The 17,922-nt window shown below is 64.4% G+C and carries 16 protein-coding genes and 1 pseudogene; 11 read left to right on the top strand and 6 right to left on the bottom strand.

What is annotated here, in order from left to right:
* Positions 1-101 precede the first annotated feature (101 nt).
* Positions 102-449: a hypothetical protein gene (locus tag V7E26_RS11320; protein ID WP_324415860.1), complete on the top strand. Its 348-nt coding sequence runs from the start codon at positions 102-104 to the stop codon at positions 447-449.
* 16 nt (positions 450-465) lie between these two features.
* Here V7E26_RS11320 and V7E26_RS11315 read toward each other — a convergent pair whose 3' ends face one another.
* Complete coding sequence (locus tag V7E26_RS11315) at positions 466-1,752, bottom strand: serine hydrolase domain-containing protein (protein WP_324415777.1); 1,287 nt, start codon at positions 1,750-1,752, stop codon at positions 466-468.
* Positions 1,753-2,031: 279 nt separating this feature from the next.
* Here V7E26_RS11315 and V7E26_RS11310 point away from each other — a divergent pair, with 279 nt between their 5' ends.
* Positions 2,032-2,856: a hypothetical protein gene (locus V7E26_RS11310; protein WP_324415775.1), complete on the top strand. Its 825-nt coding sequence runs from the start codon at positions 2,032-2,034 to the stop codon at positions 2,854-2,856.
* Between the two features lie 150 nt (positions 2,857-3,006).
* Complete coding sequence (locus V7E26_RS11305; RefSeq protein ID WP_324415773.1) at positions 3,007-3,996, top strand: Bug family tripartite tricarboxylate transporter substrate binding protein; 990 nt, start codon at positions 3,007-3,009, stop codon at positions 3,994-3,996.
* 106 nt (positions 3,997-4,102) lie between these two features.
* Here the strand turns inward: V7E26_RS11305 and V7E26_RS11300 are convergent, their stop codons facing one another.
* The gene (locus V7E26_RS11300) at positions 4,103-5,350 is read right to left on the bottom strand and encodes a glycerophosphodiester phosphodiesterase family protein (RefSeq protein ID WP_324415772.1); all 1,248 of its coding nucleotides are present in this window, start codon (positions 5,348-5,350) and stop codon (positions 4,103-4,105) included.
* A gap of 118 nt (positions 5,351-5,468) precedes the next feature.
* Between V7E26_RS11300 and V7E26_RS11295 the strand changes: the two genes are divergently transcribed.
* Both V7E26_RS11295 and V7E26_RS11290 read left to right on the top strand, forming a co-directional pair.
* Positions 5,469-5,783 carry a hypothetical protein gene (locus V7E26_RS11295; protein WP_324415770.1) on the top strand — a complete coding sequence of 105 codons (315 nt, stop codon included), beginning with the start codon at positions 5,469-5,471 and terminating at the stop codon, positions 5,781-5,783.
* Between the two features lie 147 nt (positions 5,784-5,930).
* Complete coding sequence (locus V7E26_RS11290; RefSeq protein ID WP_324415768.1) at positions 5,931-6,275, top strand: twin-arginine translocation signal domain-containing protein; 345 nt, start codon at positions 5,931-5,933, stop codon at positions 6,273-6,275.
* Between the two features lie 79 nt (positions 6,276-6,354).
* Here V7E26_RS11290 and V7E26_RS11285 read toward each other — a convergent pair whose 3' ends face one another.
* Entirely contained in the window at positions 6,355-6,603 is a 249-nt protein-coding gene (locus V7E26_RS11285) for a GCG_CRPN prefix-to-repeats domain-containing protein (protein ID WP_324415766.1), read from the bottom strand.
* Positions 6,604-6,740: 137 nt separating this feature from the next.
* Positions 6,741-7,439: a metalloregulator ArsR/SmtB family transcription factor gene (locus tag V7E26_RS11280; RefSeq protein WP_324415764.1), complete on the bottom strand. Its 699-nt coding sequence runs from the start codon at positions 7,437-7,439 to the stop codon at positions 6,741-6,743.
* A gap of 70 nt (positions 7,440-7,509) precedes the next feature.
* Here V7E26_RS11280 and V7E26_RS11275 point away from each other — a divergent pair, with 70 nt between their 5' ends.
* Entirely contained in the window at positions 7,510-7,818 is a 309-nt protein-coding gene (locus V7E26_RS11275) for an NIPSNAP family protein (RefSeq protein WP_324415763.1), read from the top strand.
* 67 nt (positions 7,819-7,885) lie between these two features.
* Positions 7,886-8,698: an isocitrate lyase/PEP mutase family protein gene (locus V7E26_RS11270; RefSeq protein ID WP_324415761.1), complete on the top strand. Its 813-nt coding sequence runs from the start codon at positions 7,886-7,888 to the stop codon at positions 8,696-8,698.
* Between the two features lie 68 nt (positions 8,699-8,766).
* Here the strand turns inward: V7E26_RS11270 and V7E26_RS11265 are convergent, their stop codons facing one another.
* Both V7E26_RS11265 and V7E26_RS11260 read right to left on the bottom strand, forming a co-directional pair.
* Positions 8,767-9,180, bottom strand: a complete 414-nt coding sequence (locus tag V7E26_RS11265; RefSeq protein ID WP_324415759.1) for a hypothetical protein — start codon at positions 9,178-9,180, stop codon at positions 8,767-8,769.
* A gap of 162 nt (positions 9,181-9,342) precedes the next feature.
* Positions 9,343-10,203: pseudogene (locus V7E26_RS11260) on the bottom strand (c-type cytochrome); the annotation flags it as partial.
* A 274-nt stretch (positions 10,204-10,477) separates the two neighbouring features.
* Here V7E26_RS11260 and V7E26_RS11255 point away from each other — a divergent pair.
* The 4 genes from V7E26_RS11255 to V7E26_RS11240 all read left to right on the top strand — a co-directional run bounded on the left by V7E26_RS11255 (position 10,478) and on the right by V7E26_RS11240 (position 17,852).
* Positions 10,478-13,969: an indolepyruvate ferredoxin oxidoreductase family protein gene (locus V7E26_RS11255; RefSeq protein ID WP_324415757.1), complete on the top strand. Its 3,492-nt coding sequence runs from the start codon at positions 10,478-10,480 to the stop codon at positions 13,967-13,969.
* A 1,279-nt stretch (positions 13,970-15,248) separates the two neighbouring features.
* Complete coding sequence (locus tag V7E26_RS11250; protein WP_324415755.1) at positions 15,249-16,406, top strand: thiolase domain-containing protein; 1,158 nt, start codon at positions 15,249-15,251, stop codon at positions 16,404-16,406.
* On the top strand, positions 16,406-16,795 hold the full coding sequence (locus V7E26_RS11245) for a Zn-ribbon domain-containing OB-fold protein (RefSeq protein WP_324415753.1): 390 nt from the start codon (positions 16,406-16,408) through the stop codon (positions 16,793-16,795). Before V7E26_RS11250 ends, V7E26_RS11245 begins: the two co-directional genes overlap by 1 nt.
* A 196-nt stretch (positions 16,796-16,991) precedes the next feature.
* On the top strand, positions 16,992-17,852 hold the full coding sequence (locus V7E26_RS11240; RefSeq protein ID WP_324415751.1) for a MaoC/PaaZ C-terminal domain-containing protein: 861 nt from the start codon (positions 16,992-16,994) through the stop codon (positions 17,850-17,852).
* Positions 17,853-17,922: the final 70 nt, after the last annotated feature.

The raw sequence follows: 17,922 nt of genomic DNA, 5'->3' as shown, positions 1-17,922 counted from the left end.
CGGCGGTCCAGTAGCATTCATCCGCTTCACCGCACCGCCATCGGACCTCTCGGCCCGTTCGGCGGAAGCAGCTTGCAGATGGATGCCAGATCTTGAATTCAATCCCTGACGACGATCCGGCCGACGAGATCGCGCGCATCGAGGCGCGGCTCGAGGCGCTCGCCGAGTCCGCCGAGCGGTGCCGCAAGATCATCATGTTTTCAAAGGCGGCGATCGGCGGCGGCTTCGCGCTGCTGCTCGTGACCCTGTTCGGCCTGTTCGCCACAGGTCAGACCGCAGCGCTGGGCTCGATCGCCCTGGTGCTCGGCGGCATCGTCTCGCTCGGATCGAATATCAGCACGCTGCGGCAGACCACCGATGCGATCAGCGCCGCCGAGCTTTTGCGTTCGAACCTGATCGGCAGCATCGACCTCCGCGTGGTTGCCGACAGCCCGATGAAGCTGATGTGACGCTGCCCGGCGAGCCTCAGTCGGCCGTATAGAATGCTTCGCGAATCGGCGTCGAGATCGGGCCCGAGCCGATAATCGCGGTCTGGGTCATGACGAGGCCGACGACGCGATTGGTCGGGTCGATCCAGAACTGGGTGCCGTAAATGCCGCCCCATCCATAGCTGCCGGCCGGAAGACGGGTCTTGGCGGCTGCCGGATCGGTCACGATCCCGAAGCCCAGCGTGAAACCCCAGCCCGGCCCGCGAAGCGTCGGCATGGTGCCGGTTACGTTCTGCGTCATCTGCCGGACGGTTTCCGCACGGAGCACCCGCGCACCGTCGAGTTCGCCCTCGTTCAGCAGCATCTGCAGGAACCGGGCGTAGTCTCCGATCGTGCCGCTCATGCCGCCGCCCCCGGAATTATAGGCGGTCGGAGAGAAGGCGCGGTTCGGGTCGAGCCTGGCGGTGCCCTTGGTGGGAGGGAACGGTACGGCCTCGGCGCCTGTTACCGGAACGTAACCGGTGCCGAGTGCGCCCGTGACTTCGGCAGGCCGCGTCACCTGTATGAAGCGTGAGCGCGTGGCCTCGGGCGCGTTGAACACAAAGCTTTCGATCCGTAGCGGCTTTGCGATCCGCTCGGTTACAAACGCTTCCAGGGTGCCGCCCGTCGCCTTCTCGACGACGGCGCCCAGCACGTCAGTGGCGAGCGAGTATTCCCAGCGGGTGCCGGGCTGATAGCCGAGCGGGACGGAGGCAAGCCGTTGCATCGCCTCGGCCATGGTCACCTCGGGCTGGTCCAGCCCGTCGGTGACGCGGGCGTCGCGGTAGGCATCGACGAGCCGCGGATTGTTGATGAAATTGTAGGAGAGCCCGGCGGTGTGGCTCAGCAATTCGCGGATCGTCGGCGACCTGCTCGCAGGACCTTCGGTGCCGTCGGGGTCTCGGACCCGCAGATTGGCGAACTCGGGGAGGAAACGGCTGAGCGGATCGTCCAGGCCGATCTTGCCCTGTTCGACGAGGATCATGGTCGCCACCGAAGTGACGGCCTTGGTCATTGAGGCGAGGCGGAACATGTCGTTCTCGCCGATCGGAGCGGTGCCCCCGGCCTCGCGAACGCCGACGCTGCTTCTGTAGACCGGCCGGCCGTTCTGGAGGATCAGCACCGCGATACCGGGCGTGCTGCGTCCCTCGACCAGTCCTTTAAGGGTTTCATCAAGCTTGGCGTTGCGGGCCTCGGGCGAGAGGGCCAGCGCAACAGGGGCACACAGCGCCAACGCCGCCAGTCCGGCCCCGAGCATTCCGATCACAAGACGACGTGAGATCATGGTGTCCCTCCGTGGCTCGTTCTGCCCGCGCATCCTTGAGCTACGCCAAGTCGGAGTCAACGGGACTAAACGGCGCCGTGGCACTCTTGCTGGGCTGCGAAAGGCGGCAGTCCCGCACGACGCCAGTGTTCTGCCAGGCCTGCCCGAAGGGCTATTCGCCCAAAATCAGCCCTATACTTTCCATTCTCCAGCCTTGCTTTGGTCAAAACGACGGTAGGGAGTGTCTACAATCAGACGAACGCCCGTCCAGTTGACGGCAAAACTGGCAGGAGGCCATTCATGGATTCCGCGGCGACTATCAGCCCAACCGCCCAACGCGACGCTGGCCCGGGACTGTCTACGCAAGACGCGGAGCTGGCGGCGCGCGCCGACCAACGGCTCGCGCATGCTTACGAACAGATCGCTCTCGCGGATGAGCAACTCGCGCGCTTCAATGCACAGATTTCCAGGCTGGAGAATGACAGCGCGCGGAAGAACATATCTTGCCGGCCGTCGCGCGGCAGGCCGGTGCTGCGCGGCTTCATCGCCCTGCTGCTGACCGCGGGCATCTGCAGTGCTGCTTTCGCGTGGCATTCCTATGGCGAGACGGCAAGGCCGGTGATCGCGCGGTGGGCGCCGCAATTGGCTATGGCCCTGCCGCCGTCTTTGGAAGCACCGAAGCCTGCGGCCGAGCCGGCGGCGCCTGCCGTTCAACTCGCCGCGGCTGATACGACCGTTTCGCAACCGCCGCTATCGGTTCCTGCCGAGACGACAGAACTGCTTGAGACCTTGACGCGCGATCTTGCCAACGTGCGGCAAGAGATCGAGCAGCTCAAGGCCGGCCAGCAGGCATTGGCTCGCGAAAATGCCGAGAATGCCGAACTGCTCAAGGAGAGCCGGGAGCAGACGGCGCGGGCAATCGCCGGCGTTTCCGAGCAAAATCAGCGCAGGCCAGTTGCTCCGCCGCTGCCGGCCGCCAATCCGGCGCGCAAGCCGGCGCCGGCGCTTGCGTCGACCGAAGCGAGAGTGCAGGCGCGTCCGCCGGCGCGCCTGCAGCCCCGCCCACAACAAACGTCATCAGCGCCGACGCAGATCACGCCGACGCGACGGCCGGTCAGCGAATAGGCTGGCGTTTCTGGCGCCTATCATCGAGCCGGCGCCTGCGCGTCATATGTCGCAGGCCGGCGTTCGTATGGTGCGCCAATCTGTCCCGGCATTCGCATATGGCAGAAGCCGGGCGATGAGGTACTTTCCTTGCAAAATCAAGGAGGAACTATGCCCGCTAAATTCAACCGCCGCCATTTCATCGCTGCCGGTACTTCCGCTGTCGCGCTGCCGTTCATCTCGCGCGGCGCGTACGCGCAAGGCGCCTGGCCGTCGCGCAACATCCGCATGGTCTGCAGCTACCCGGCGGGCGGGCAGACCGACCTTCTGGCGCGTGCCTTCGGCGATTACATCGGCAAGCAGGTCGGGCAGACCGTCGTGGTCGAAAACAAGGCGGGGGCCTCCGGCTCGATCGGGGCTGCGGAAGTCGCGCGCGCCGCGCCGGATGGTCATACGATTTTGTGCTCGATCTCGACCACCTATGTGATGAACCGGGTGATGATGAAGAATCCCGGCTACGACATGGACAAGGACCTGACGCTCGTCAGCGTCATTCCGGGCGCCGGGCTGTTGTTGATCGCGAGCAAGGCGTCCGGCGTCAAGACGCTGGACGATTTCGTGGCATTCGCGCGCAAGAAGGGCCAGGTGAATTTCGGCACCTACAGCGCCGGCTCGGCGCCGCACATGACGATCAACGAGCTCAACAAGCAGTATGGCTTGAAGATCGAGCCGATCCACTACCGCGGCGAAGCGCCGATGTGGACCGGCCTGATGGACGGCACACTCGATGTCGCGATGGGCAGCTACACGGCGGCGCAGGCCGTGCTGCAAAGTAACAACGGCATCCTCTTCGCCGTGCATTCGAAGAAGGTTCCCGCGATCCCCGATGTCAAGACGTTGCCCGAGCAGGGCGCGACGTCGAAATTCTTCACGGTCAGCGGCTTCTCGGGCTGGGCGCTGCCGAAGGCGACGCCGCAGCCGATCGTCGATCGCTTGTCGGAGCTCTGCGTCGCCGCCAACAACGATCCGAAGGTGAAGGAAGTCCTCGCAACGTTTGCGCTGGAGCCGGCGATCGGATTCAAGGAAAGCAATGCGTTGTATCAGCGCGAATTGCCGACCTGGATCGAGGTCGGGCAGGCGCTAGGGCTGGAGCCGGCGTAGTCCGGCGTCGCAGGGTGGGTTAGGCGAAGCCGTAACCCACCGCCGGACTTTCCGCGCATCGAGATCGTCGTGGGTTACGCTTGCGCTAACCCACCCTGCGAATCCCTCACTTCATCCCCATGCAACTCGCATAGAACGTCGTCGTTGCCGGCCAGTCCGAGAACATGGCGCGGACGCCGACCTGTTTGGCGAGCACGTCCAGCACGGTCAGCGTATCGCCGTCGCGGTCGATCGCGCCCTTGATGGGGCGGTGATAGAAGCCGCCGCCTTTGTTGAGCGGACCGTCGCGCTCCAGCGACCAGCCGATCAGCTCCAGCCCGGCGGCCTTGGCCGCCTTGGCATAGGCGGACGGCACGATCTCCTTGTTGTTGTCAAGCGTCAGCATCATCGGGATCGGCGGGCCGAGGATGGCGACGCCCTGCGCCTTCAATTCCGCCATCGACGGCTTCCACGTCTCCGGCTTGCCGGGATCGAGACCGTGCTTTTCATAACGCTCCTCGAGATAGACCGCCTGTCTGGCAAACTCCGGCTCGGTCTTCACCCAATAGAGCACGTCGGCGAGATTGAAGCTTTGCGCGAACACATGATCGGGTGGAATGCCGGCCTTCCTGTAGGCCGCGATCATCTGGCTGGCATATTTCTCCTGGGTGTAGTCGCCGTCGAACGGCATCGGCACCTCCGGCGCCTTCAACTCGGGCGTGAATTTCGCGTCGAGGCTTTTGATCAGCGCGATGCTCTCGTCATGCGTCATCAGCGTGCCGGAATTGGCATAGAGGTCGGTGCGCCAGCGCGGCGTGCCGTTCTGGTATTCCTCCGGTGTCTTCGCATCCGCATTGAAGCCGTCCATCTTGGCCGTCAGGCGGCGGAATTCGGCAAGCGTGATGTCCGACGTGCAGCACTTGGCCGACGCCTTCTTGCCCGTGGCCGGGTCGGCCGCGCTGAACGGCTGGGTGCATTTGGCGGCAAGCTCCGGCACCGAGAGGATGTTGGTCGTGGTGTGCAGGTCGCATTGCGAGTGACGGCAGACCAGCTCACGATCTTTCGTGAACGTCACGTCGCATTCGATGATGCCGGCGCCCATGCGAGCCGCCGCCAGATAGGACTCCCTGCTATGTTCGGGAAATTCCAGCGCCGCGCCGCGATGGCCGATCGAGAAGTCGGTCTTGCGAAACGGCCCGGTGCATTGCGCAAGCTGCGTCTTCAGCGGCCCATCCTTCATCTTGTCGACGAGATAGAACGGCCGCGGCCCGATCTGCGGCTCGCGGGGCAGGGCGATGTCCTGCGCCGCCGCGGGCAAGGCCCCGGCCAGGAGACAGAGCGCGGACAAAAGGGCGGAGCAATGGCGGGCCAGCATGGGTGATACCTCGGATAACGCGTTGCGCGCGGCCTTGATATCACAGAGCATATGACAGTTGCTTGTTGATGGATGCGTCGGGTGCGCCAATCCACCCGACTTCAAGGGAGAAACCAGAATGCCCGCAGCGTTCTTTGTCGTCCGCGCCACGGTGTCGGATCCCGCCAAACGCCCGGCGTTCGACGCCTGGTATTCGCGCGAGCATCTGCCGGACGCGGTGAAATCGTTCGGCGCGGTGAAGGCGTGGCGTTACTGGAGCGTCAGCGATCCGTCGCTGCATCAGGCGATGTACCGGTTTCCCGACAAGGCCGCGCTCGATCGCGCGATGGAGGGGCCGCACTTGAAACGCCTGATCGACGATTTCAATCGCGATTGGCCTGATGTCACGCGCACGCGCGATCTGCTGGTGCTGGCCGAGGAACTTGTCGCATAGCCATTACAACTGCGCATGATGCAGGAATGCGGCAGCCGCAGCAATTGTTCCGCTCGCGAGAAGCCTGAATGCGAAGTTCAGCGCGCGTTCATCTAAACGCATCGAAACTCTTCTCTCAAGCACACAGCAAACGGAGGAGAAGATGTGATGGAACGCCGCCACTTTCTGAAACTCGCTGTTGGATTTGCCGCCGGTGGCGCAGCCCTCGCCGCGAGCGCGCACGCCGCGCCGCTGATGCCGGCGCCGCTGCCTGACGACGCCAGGCTCCGCGCCAACAAGGATGCGCAACCCGCCGTTACATCAGGTGAGGAGGTCGATCGGCTCGCGCCTGAAGAGGTGCGCTGGGGCCGTGGCCATCATCGCGGTTGGGGCCACCGTCACTGGGGCTGGCGCCGTCGCCGGCACTGGGGTTGGCGCCGCCGCCGCTATTGGGGCTGGCATCGCCGCCGCCGTCGCTGGCGTCGCCGCTACTGGCGCCGTCGTTACTGGTAAGACATCGCCAGTGTGAGTGCATAAAAAAGCCCCGCCTTCGCGCCGCGCGAGCGGGGCTTTTCGTTGCCTGAAAAAGAAATCAGTAAACGCGGCAGCGCCCATAGCGCCACACGGTGCCGACCGGACACACGCGGCCGGGCCGCACCACGACGACCGGAGCCGGCGCGACCACGATCGGAGCCGGACGAACCACGATGGCCCGGCGATTGGGCTGGCAACCACCATAGGGACCGCGGTGCCATCCGGGGCCGCATCCGCCTGCGGCTTCCGCCGCGCTGAAGCTGGCAACGGTGCCCAGGGCCAAAACTGCTGCGAAAAGATACTTCATGTTTTCTCCCGTTCCTGGCCGCAACGCGGCACGGTTCGGAACCTATTCACGAATAGCTGAATGGAACATGAATGTCGCCCGTTGTCATGAGGGCGCACCAGAGACGTCGCGGTTCCCGCCGGAAAACTTCGCGAAGGCTATGCCGGTTCGCTCCCGAACAACGCGGCAAATCGCCTTTCGCCGGTGCGGGTGAAGTTGACGACGCGGCTGCCGGGCGCGGTGTCGCGCGCCGCCCAGTTCAGTTCGGTGAAACGCTTCATCACGGCAGCGCCCAGCGTGCCGGCGAGGTGATGACGGCGTTCGCTCCAGTCGAGACAGGCCTTGCACACCGGACGGCGCGGATGCGTCAGCGCATCGGTGTCGATCTGCAGCGCCTCGGCCATGAAGCGCCGGCCTTCGCCGGTGAGCTCGATCGCCTGCTTGGTCTGCCGGACCAGTTTCTGCCGCCGCATGCTGTCGAGCATCTGCACGCCGAGATCGCCGGCGAGATGGTCGTAGCAGATCCGCGCCCGCCGCAGCGCCGGTTCCTTCGGCCCGGTGCGCACGCGGGTATGGCCGGCGCGCTCGGCGAGGCCCGCGAGTCCCTCCAGCACATGCGCGACATCGGGGCCGGTGAGGCGGTAGTAGCGGTGACGGCCCTGCTTCTCCGGCTCGATCAGCCCGCCGGCCTCGAGCTTGGCGAGATGCGAGCTTGCGGTCTGCGGCGTGATGCCGGCCTGCTGCGCCAACTCGCTCGCGGTCAGCGCGCGGCCGGTCATCAGCGCGGTCAGCATGTTGGCGCGCGCGGGATCGCCGACCAGCGAAGCGACCACGGCAATGTCGGGACCTGCTTTCATAGTTCGATGATAGCCGAAGCATAGAAGTCAGGCAAGCGGGTATTGTGACGGCGAGGCACTGGAGAACATCATGACCATCACCGTCTTCATCCGCTACCGGATCGACCCGTTCAAGCGCGCGCTGTTCGAGCAATATTCCAGGAACTGGCTCACCATCATCCCGAAGCACGGCGGCGACCTGATCGGCTACTGGATGCCGCATGAGGGCACCAACAACATCGCGTTCGCGCTGATCTCGTTCGACAGCCTTGCCTCATATGAATGCTACCGGGCGCGGCTGCGCGCGGACAGCGAAGGCAGGGCCAATTTCGATTTCGCCGAGGAGCACCAATTCATCCTCGGCGAAGAGCGGACATTCCTGCGCAAGGTCGAGACGTGATGCGTCTGGCGAAGCGGGCGTCGCGTTCCTATGTTGGCGGCGCCAACAAACAACGGGGGAAAGACCCATGCTGACAACTGCTGACAAACGCGCCGCATTCAGGAAGCTGCATGAGAGCGGATGTTTCATCATTCCGAATCCCTTCGATGTCGGCAGCGCAAAGGCATTGCAGCATCTCGGCTTCAAGGCGCTGGCTTCCACCAGCGCCGGCTTTGCCTGGACGCTCGGCAAACCCGACAACCGCGTCACCGTCGACGACGTCTGCGACCATCTCGCCGCGATCTGTGCCGCCGTCGACATTCCCGTCAACGCCGATTTCGAGGACGGCTTTGCGCATGAGCCCGACAAGGTCGGCGTCAATGTCGCCCGCGCGGTGAAGACCGGCGTCGCCGGCCTGTCGATCGAGGACTACACCGGAGACAATGCAAAGCCGCTGTTCGATCGCGCGCTGGCGGTCGAGCGCATCCGTGCGGCGCGGCAGGCGATCGATGCCGACAACAGCGGCGTCCTGCTCACCGGCCGCTGCGAGGCCTTTTTGCGCGGACAGAAGGATCTCAAGCTCGTCATCGACCGGCTGAATGCCTACGCCGAAGCCGGCGCGGATTGCCTCTATGCGCCGGGCATTTCGACGGCGGAAGAGATTTCGGCGGTCGTCAAGGCGGTGCATCCAAGACCCGTCAATCTGCTGGTCGGCGCGGCCGGCCCGTCGCTGAAAGTCGCGGGCGACCTCGGCGTCCGCCGCATCAGCGTCGGCGGCGCGCTGGCGCGAATGGCGTGGACCGGCTTCATGAAGGCATCGAAGGAGATGGCGGAGCAGGGCACCTTTGGCGAGTTCGCCAATGGCTATCCGGGCGGCGAACTCAACAAGATGTTCGGCTAGAACGTCCGACACGATACAAAGAAACAGCGGGCCGTTGGGCCCGCTGCTTGTCGTGCAACGATCAGTCATTACTGCTTGGAACGATCGACCTCGGTGCCGGTCGGGTTCGGCGACGGCGGCGTCGGGCGATTGGTCGCGGCGCCGGTGGTGGTTCCCGGCTGGGTGTTGGCCTTCGGCGTTACGTCACGCATGCCCGGAGGCGCAGCGGGGTTGGCCGGGGTGGTCTGCGCGGTCTGGTTCGGCGGCGTGGTGCCGGCCTGGTTCAGGGTCGTGTTGTTGAGACCATAGAACAGCGCGCCGAGCACGACGGCGATGGCAACCGCGAACATCGTGACCTTGGCGCCGCTCGGTGAGGATTCCTCGGCAGGCACGGGATCGGCCCGCAACTCGTTATCGAGACTGTCGAGGTGCGCCTGGCGGCGGATTTCCTCGTCGCTCATGCCGGCGCGATAGGGATCGTTCGGATTGGGCTGGTATGCCATGAATCGGTCCTCCATTTGCATCCCAAAGCTAATTGTTGGCGCGGGCGGATGTTCCGCGCCAAATTGCAGCCCCGTAATGTTGGAACCCCTGATGGCATGTGGGAAATGCCGAAATTCGTCTTCACCGACGAGCAGCGATGAGGAACTCTATGGCGAGCCTTTCGGGAGATCCTTCAGATAAACCGCCATGGCGCGGACGTCGCCTTCGCTCATCTTCGAGGTCGAGTTCGTCACCACCTCCGACATCAGGCGGCCGGCCTGGCTCTTGCCGTTGCGGCCGCGCTGCAGATACTCGGTGATGTCGTCCACGCTCCACGATTTCAGACCGCCCTGTTCGCCGGCGTCGAGCCGCGGAGCGGGCGTGCCCTGCACGAAGCCGCCGGCGAACTTCTCGCCGCGCTTGTCCGCGCCAAAGATGTTCTTCGGCGTGTGGCAGGACCCGCAATGCGCGACGCCTTCGACCAGATAGCGGCCGCGGTTCCACTCCGCGCTCTTCATCTGGTCCGGCATCAGGAAGCCCGGCGTCAGGAACAGCCAGTTCCAGCCGCGCATCACAAAGCGCCAGTTGAACGGCCAGCGCAGCTCCGGCGCACGCGGCGGATTGCTCACCGGGGTCAGCGTCGCAAGATGGGCGCGGATCGCGAGAATGTCCTGGCGGGTCAGCCGGGTGAAATGCGGATAGGGGAAGGCCGGATAGTAGCGCGAGCCGTCGCGCGCGACGCCGAGGCGCAGGGCACGGTGGAAATCGTCGTCGCTCCAGGCGCCAAGCCCGGTCTCGCGATCCGGCGTCAGGTTGGCCGAATAGATGCCGCCGAAGGGGGACTCGATGCGCTTGCCGCCGGCGAACGGCCTTGCCGGATCGGCGGTGTGACAGCTTGCGCAATCGCCGGCCTCGGTCAGCGCCTTGCCGCGCGCGATGTCCTCTGCGGTCGCCTCATGGCCCGGCTCGATCCTGGACTGGGCGTGGCCGGCGGCGACGGCGAATGCACCGCACAAAAGCAATCCGGCTAGAATCGTCCTCATGGTCCTGCACCATCTGGCTTCCCGGGGCGTTATAGCGCGAAACGGAGGGAAGAGGGATGTCATGCCGTTTCGCGCCGGGGCTCCCGGACGACACAAACCGAAATGCGGCGCCGTTATTCCCGGCACGAAGTTGCGACTTTTGCCGGCGCGGCCTTGGCTACGAGATTTGTAGTGCGCGCCCGGAAAAATCCGACGTAGACTGGTTCTAACAAGCTCAGATGACTAGCTAAAAAACAGTCGTCCCGATCAGGGCTCAAGGACAAAGAGGGCTGCAATGGGAATCAACCAGGGTCCGATCAGTCTCGATCAGAAATATACGCAGGACACCGGCCACATCTTTCTCACAGGTATCCAGGCGCTGGTCCGCCTGCCGATGGCGCAGATCCGCCGCGACCGCGCGATGGGGCTGAACACGGCCGGCTTCATCTCCGGCTACCGCGGCTCGCCGCTTGGCGGCTACGACCAGCAGCTCTTCGCCGCGCGCAAGCATCTCGAACAGTACAACATCAAGTTCCAGCCCGGCGTGAACGAGGACCTCGCGGCCACCGCTGTCTGGGGTTCGCAGCAGCTCAACCTGTCGCCCGGCGCCAATTATGATGGCGTGGTCGGCATCTGGTACGGCAAGGGCCCGGGCGTCGACCGCTGCGGCGACGTCTTCAGGCATGGCAACACCGCGGGCTCGGCCAAGAATGGCGGCGTGCTGTGCCTGGCCGGCGACGACCATGGCGCAAAATCTTCCACCGTCCCGCATCAGTCGGACCACGCCTTCATCTCCGCGCTGATGCCCTATCTCTATCCCTCCAGCATCCATGAAATGATCGAGATGGGCCTGCTGGGTATCGCGATGTCGCGCTACTCCGGCTGCTGGGTCGGCATGAAGGTGATCACCGAGACCGTGGAGACCACGGCCGAGATCGACCTCACCGACGAGATGAAGCCCTTCATCATCCCCTCCGATTTCGAGATGCCGCCGGGTGGCCTCAATCTGCGCTGGCCCGACGACCGTTATGCACAGGACCTGCGCCTGCAGGACCACAAGGGCTATGCCGCGATTGCGTTTGCCCGCGCCAACAAGATCAACCGCATCACCATGGATTCGCCGAATGCCCGCTATGGCATCATGGCGTCGGGCAAGAGCTACGAGGATATCCGCCAGGCGCTGCGCGAACTCGGCATCACCGAGGAGGTCGCCGCCAGGATCGGCTTGCGGCTTTACAAGATCGGCATGCCCTGGCCGCTGGAGCCGGAAGGCGTGCGCAATTTCGCCGTCGGCCTCGAGGAAATCTTCATCGTCGAGGAGCGCCGCGAGATCGTCGAGAACCAGGTCAAGCAGGAGCTGTTCAACTGGCGCGACGACGTCCGCCCGCGGATCGTCGGCAAGATGGACGACCACGACAAGCGCTTCCTGACCTTCGCCGCCGAGCTTTCGGTCGCGTCGCTCGCGAGTTCGCTGACCGAACGGCTGCTTCGGCTCAATCTCAATCCCGAAATCGCCGCGATGCTCCGCGCCAAGGCCGACTGGTTCAACGGCCGGCAGGCGACCCAGATGCAGGCGGTCGCGCCCGTCACCCGCACGCCGTATTTCTGCTCGGGCTGTCCGCACAACACCTCCACCAAGGTGCCGGAAGGCAGCCGCGCCTTTGCCGGCATCGGCTGCCACTTCATGGCGCTGTGGATGGACCGCAACACCGAGACCTACACCCACATGGGAGGCGAGGGCGTGCCGTGGGTCGGCGTCGCGCCCTTCACCAAGGAAGCGCACGTGTTCGCCAATCTCGGCGACGGCACCTACTTCCATTCCGGCAGCCTGGCGATCCGCCAGTCGATCGCGTCAGGCGCCAATATCACCTACAAGATCCTCTATAACGACGCGACCGCCATGACCGGCGGCCAGCATGTCGACGGCGAGCTGTCGCCGCAGCAGATCACCTTCCAGCTTCATTCCGAAGGCATCCGCAACATCTATCTGGTCTCGGAAAATCCCGACGCCTATCCGGCCTCCGAGATCGCGCCCGGCGTCAAGACCGCGCATCGCGACGAGCTGCAGGACGTGATGAAGACCTGCCGCGAGCTGAAGGGCACCTCGGCGATCGTCTTCGTGCAGACCTGTGCCGCCGAAAAGCGCCGCCGCCGCAAGCGCGGCCTGATGGAAGATCCGGCGCGCCGCATCATGATCAATCCTGCGGTCTGCGAAGGCTGCGGCGATTGCTCGGTGCAGTCGAACTGCATTTCGGTCGAGCCGCTCGAAACCGAGCTCGGCCGCAAGCGCACCATCAACCAGTCGACCTGCAACAAGGACTATTCCTGCATCAAGGGCTTCTGCCCGTCCTTCGTCACCATCGACGGCGGCAAGCCGCGCCGCCGCGCGCCGGCAAACCTCGGCGATATCGGCGACCTGCCGGAGCCTGCGTCACTCCCGTCGCTGGATCGGCCCTACAACATTGCCGTCGGCGGCGTCGGCGGCACCGGCGTGCTGACCATCGGCGCGCTGCTCGGCATGGCCGCGCATATCGAGGGCAAGGCCAGCATGATCCTCGACATGTCGGGTCTGGCGCAAAAGGGCGGGGCGGTGCTCAGCCATGTGCGCCTTTCCGAGCACACCGCCGACGTCACCTGTTCGCGCATCGTCACCGGCACCGCCGATCTCGTGATGGCGGCCGACGAGGTGGTCGCGGTATCGAAGGAGATGGTGACGCTGTGCGAGGCCGCCCGCACCGTCGGCATCATCAACAGCCACGTCATCCCGACCGCGGACTTCATCCTCAACCGCGACTTCAACTTCCAGACCCGCAAGCTCAACGCGGTGCTGGAAACCGAGCTGCGCAAGGATTCCTCGTTCTTCGATTTCACCACGCCGGCCGAAGCGCTGCTGGGGGACTCCATCGCCACCAACATCATGATGCTGGGCTACGCCTATCAGCGTGGCCTGCTGCCGCTGTCGGCGAAGGCGATTGAGCAGGCGATCGAGGTCAACGGCGTCGCGATCAAGATGAACACGCAGGCGTTCCAGCTCGGCCGGCTCGCCGCCGCGGAGCCGGCCCGGTTCAAGGAGATGATGAAGGATCACGACGCCGTCGTTCCGGCGAAGACGCTGGAGGCGATGTCGCTCGACGAGATCATCGCCCATCGCACGGGCCTGCTGACCGATTACCAGGGCGGACGGCTCGCCAAGCGTTACCGCAAGCTGGTCGACAAGGTCCGCAATGCCGCCATCGATGGCGGCCATGGTGAGGCGCTGCCGCGCGCGGTCGCGATCAACTATGCAAAGCTGCTTGCCTACAAGGACGAGTACGAGGTGGCGCGTCTGTTCACCGACGGCCGCTTCGAACGGCAGCTCCGCGACCAGTTCGAAGGCGACTTCAAGTTCAACTTCAATCTGGCGCCGCCGATCCTCGGCGGCGGCAAGGACGCGCTGGGACGTCCGAAGAAGCGCGCCTTCGGCGCCTGGATGATGCCCGTGTTCCGGACCTTGGCAAAACTGCGCGTCCTGCGCGGCACGCCGCTCGACATCTTCGGCTATTCGGCCGACCGCAAGCTCGAGCGCGAGCTGATAGGGAGTTACGAGAAGGACGTCGCCACCGTGCTCGGCCTGCTGTCGCCGGTCACGCACGACACCGCTGTCGAGCTGTTGTCCTTGCCCGATCGTATCCGCGGCTACGGTCCGGTGAAGGAGAAGGCGGTTGCGGACGCCAAAGCCCGCCACGCTCAACTCACCGCCGACCTTGCGAGCCCGCCGCCGGCGCCACGGCAATTGGCGGCGGAGTAAGTCTCCGGAGCCGTAGGGTGGACAAAGGAGCGCAAGCGACGTGCCCACCATCAACCGGGCGGCGTCTCGGCAGCGAGCAATGCAGCAGGTTCGGACCAAGCGAACCTCCGGCTGTACAAACGCATACCTGAGATACTACCAACCACGGTAGCATCGTCGCATCCCCGCGGTTCTGGAGTTGCGGCCATGCCGATCAAACCGTCCTGTGTTACAGAGATGGACCTGATACGCGGTCGTCAGATCGTACGTTCATTGGCTCCGCTCAAACGGCTCTCCTGCGACGATGTTCAGATCGTCGCGAGGGCAATTGCCGAATGCTTCGCGGAGGGGCGCAGACAGGGCTTGGACATAGCGATGGCCAACCTGCAGGCATACCCATGGTGCTCCAGGCAAGCTGCGGCAAAGGGGTTGCCGGCTATCCCGGAGTTGGAGAAGGTCCTCCGGTATCTGTCAGGAGACCATGGACAACCGAGCCAGGGCTAGCTCGGCAGAGGCCATGCCGTGCGGAAGGGGCGCAATTGCCTGACGGGCAACTCACTTCCGATTTTCAGAAACTACGTCAAGCCTGAAATTGCTGAGAATCAGAAATATTCCGCTTCCGTTTTCCCCCAAATCAGCGGCATAACAGCAGCCGTCTCACCGCGAGATGAGGGGCGTTGGCCATCGTCACTGACGCGCGGTAAGATGCGATGGACGCCGATGCCATGACGGACGAGTGTGGCTGAGGCGTACGGTGAAGTCGTGTGGTTCTGGCGCCGTGGTGCTGGCGTCAAGTCCGAAGGGTGCGAAAGCATCTCGCGGGCGACGGAGGCAAAAGAGCCGTTCTCCGGGAAGAGCGCGAAGTAAGCCGTAAAGCCATTGCGCAGGGAAGGCCGGGATGCTCCCGCCGAACCTGTATGCTCGTGTGCATCTCTTGCTATGCGCAACAGCACACGAGACCGCGGGTGCGGCGCGCACCCGGTCTTCCCTGCGCCCTCTGAATTCGATGAGGGCGACAAACGAGATGCAAACCTCGGGCAGAACATGTCGCGAGAATGCCGCCTCACATTCAGTTGTCATCGTCCGGCTCCCGGACGACCCAGTTATTGAACCGAGAAGTCGCGGCGTACTGGATCCCTGCTTTCGCGGGGATGACGGTCCTGTATTTGGCGTCCCAGCGTACCCGCCGACTTGAGTCCAGGCGCTGCCTTCTCGCCCGACGGAATATTTCCGCGCTTGCCAAGGTCGGTCCGACAGGCCAGAAAAAACCCATGAAGAAGAAACGCCAGCGGAGATCGATTTGACCATCAAGGGCAAAGCCTACATCGCCGGGATCTACGAGCATCCCACCCGGCACGCACCCGATAAATCCACCGCACAGCTCCATGCCGAGGTCGCCAGGGGCGCGATCGAGGATGCCGGCCTGACCAAGGACGACATCGACGGCTACTTCATGGCCGGCGACGCGCCGGGCGGGTTGTGGCCGATGGTCGATTATCTCGGCCTCAACACCAAAAAGCTGCGCCATGTCGATTCCACCGATACCGGCGGCTGTTCCTATCTGATCCATCTCGGTCATGCCGCCGAGGCGATCGCCGCCGGCAAATGCTCGGTTGCGCTGGTGACGCTCGCCGGCAAGCCGCGCACGGGCCCGATGCCGCCGCGCGCGGCCGGCGCGGAGGCCGATTTCGAGGCGGCGTACGGCGCGAGCACCCACAACGCCTACGGCATGTGTGCCATGCGCCACATGCACGACTACGGCACCACCAGCGAGCAGCTCGCCTGGATCAAGGTCGCAGCGTCCCATCACGCCCAGTACAACCCGCACGCGATGCTGAAGGAGGTCGTCACCGTCGAGGACGTCATCAACTCGCCGATGATCTCCGATCCCCTGCATCGCATGGATTGCTGTGTCGTCACCGACGGCGGCGGCGCGATGATCGTCACCACGCCGGAAATTGCGAAAAGCCTGAAGAAGCCGCTGGTGCGCCTGATCGGCCATGGCGAGGCGATGAAGGGCCCGCGCGGCGGCAAGGATCTCGACCTGACTTATTCGGCCGGCGTCTGGTCCGGCCCGCGCGCCTTCGAGGAAGCGGGCGTCACGCCGAAGGATATCAAGTACGCCTCGATCTATGACAGCTTCACCATCACGGTGCTGATGCAGCTCGAAGACCTCGGCTTCTGCAAGAAGGGCGAGGGCGGCAAGTTCGTCGCCGACGGAAATCTGATCTCCGGCGTCGGCAAGCTGCCGTTCAACACCGACGGTGGCGGCCTCTGCAGCAACCACCCGGTCAATCGCGGCGGCATGACCAAGATTCTCGAAGCCGTCCGGCAATTGCGCGGCGAAGCGCATCCGAAAGTGCAGGTGCAAAATTGCGATATCGCGATCGCGCACGGCACCGGCGGACTCCTCGGCGTGCGTCACGCCGCCTCAACCTGCATTCTGGAGCGCGTGTGATGGCTGAAGCGAAGAAATATCCGGCCCCGGTGACCAATCCGGAGACCGCGCCGTTCTGGGAAGCGGCGAAGTCCGGCAAGTTCATGATCAAGCGCTGCACCGCCTGCGGTGAACCCCACTACTTCCCGCGCTCGATCTGCCCGTTCTGCAACTCCGACAAGACCGAGTGGGAGGAGGCGTCCGGCGAGGCCACGATCTACACCTACAGCCTGATGCGCAAATCGCCGACCGGTCCGTATGCGATCGCCTACGTCACGCTGAAGGAAGGCCCGTCGCTGCAGACCAACATCGTCGACTGCGATCTGACGAGCCTGAAGATCGGCCAGAAGGTGAAGCTGGTGTGGAAGCCGACCGACGGCGCGCCACTGCCGTTCTTCACCGCGGCGTAGAGGGCCTTCTCCCCCTGTTGGAGAAGGTGGCGCGAAGCGCCGGATGAGGGGTTCTATCCGCAAGCACTGTGTTCGCGGCGGCAACCCCTCACTCAAGCGAGTTTGACGGGCTGCCGGTGATGCCCTCCCCCACAAGGGGAGAGGGCGCAACAACGGGCGCCGCTGAAGAAAAGAGAAGTTCGGAGGAACTACCGCGATGCCGATCAACTACGAACAACTGATGGCCCTGAAAAATCTCGGCCAGAAATATGCCTACACCGACCGTGACGTGATGCTCTACGCCTACGGCATCGGCCTCGGCGCCGATCCCATGGACGAGAAGGAACTCGCCTATGTCAACGAAGGCACCCTCACGCCGCGTCCGCTGAAGGTCGTACCGACCTTCGCCTCGGTGGCGGCGTGGGGCGCCGGTCCCGGCGAGATGAACCTGAACCGTGTGATGGTGGTCGACGGCGAGCGCGACATCACCTTCCACAAGCCGCTGCCGGGTGCTGCGAAGATCACGGCCGACTCGTCCGTGCTCGACGTCTTCGACAAGGGCAAGGACAAGGGCGCCGTGATCCGTCACCAGACCGTGCTGAAGGACGAGAACGGCGAGAAGCTGGCGACGCTGGTGGCCTCGCGCTTCGCCCGCGGCGACGGCGGCTTTGGCGGACCGTCCGAAGGCCAGCCGGAGCCGCACAAGGTGCCGACCCGCGCGCCCGACCGGATCGTCGACATCACGACACGGCCGGACCAGGCGCTGGTCTATCGCCTTTGCGGCGATCGCAACCCGTTGCACTCAGATCCCGAGTTCGCCAAAAAGGCCGGCTTCCCGCGGCCGATCCTGCATGGCATGTGCACCTACGGCATCACCTGCCGCGGCGTGCTGCAGACCTACGCCGATTACGATCCGTCCGCCTTCAAGCAGCACGTCGCGCGCTTCTCCTCGCCGGTCTATCCCGGCGAGACCGTGACGATGGAACTGTGGAAGGACGGCAACGTCGTCTCGTTCGAAGCCAAGGTGAAGGCGAGGGGCGTCACCGTGATCAAGAGCGGCAAGACGGTGTTGGGATAATTCTCGTGCCCCGGACGCAGCGCAGCGCGCAAGCGGTGCGCTGCTGAGCCGGGGCCCATGCCGATGAAGG

It is taken from the genome of Bradyrhizobium sp., assembly GCF_036735945.1.
Taxonomy (GTDB): Bacteria; Pseudomonadota; Alphaproteobacteria; order Rhizobiales; family Xanthobacteraceae; genus Bradyrhizobium.
The sequence above is the reverse complement of the archived record's forward strand: the minus strand, read 5'-3'. Positions and strand labels throughout refer to the sequence as shown.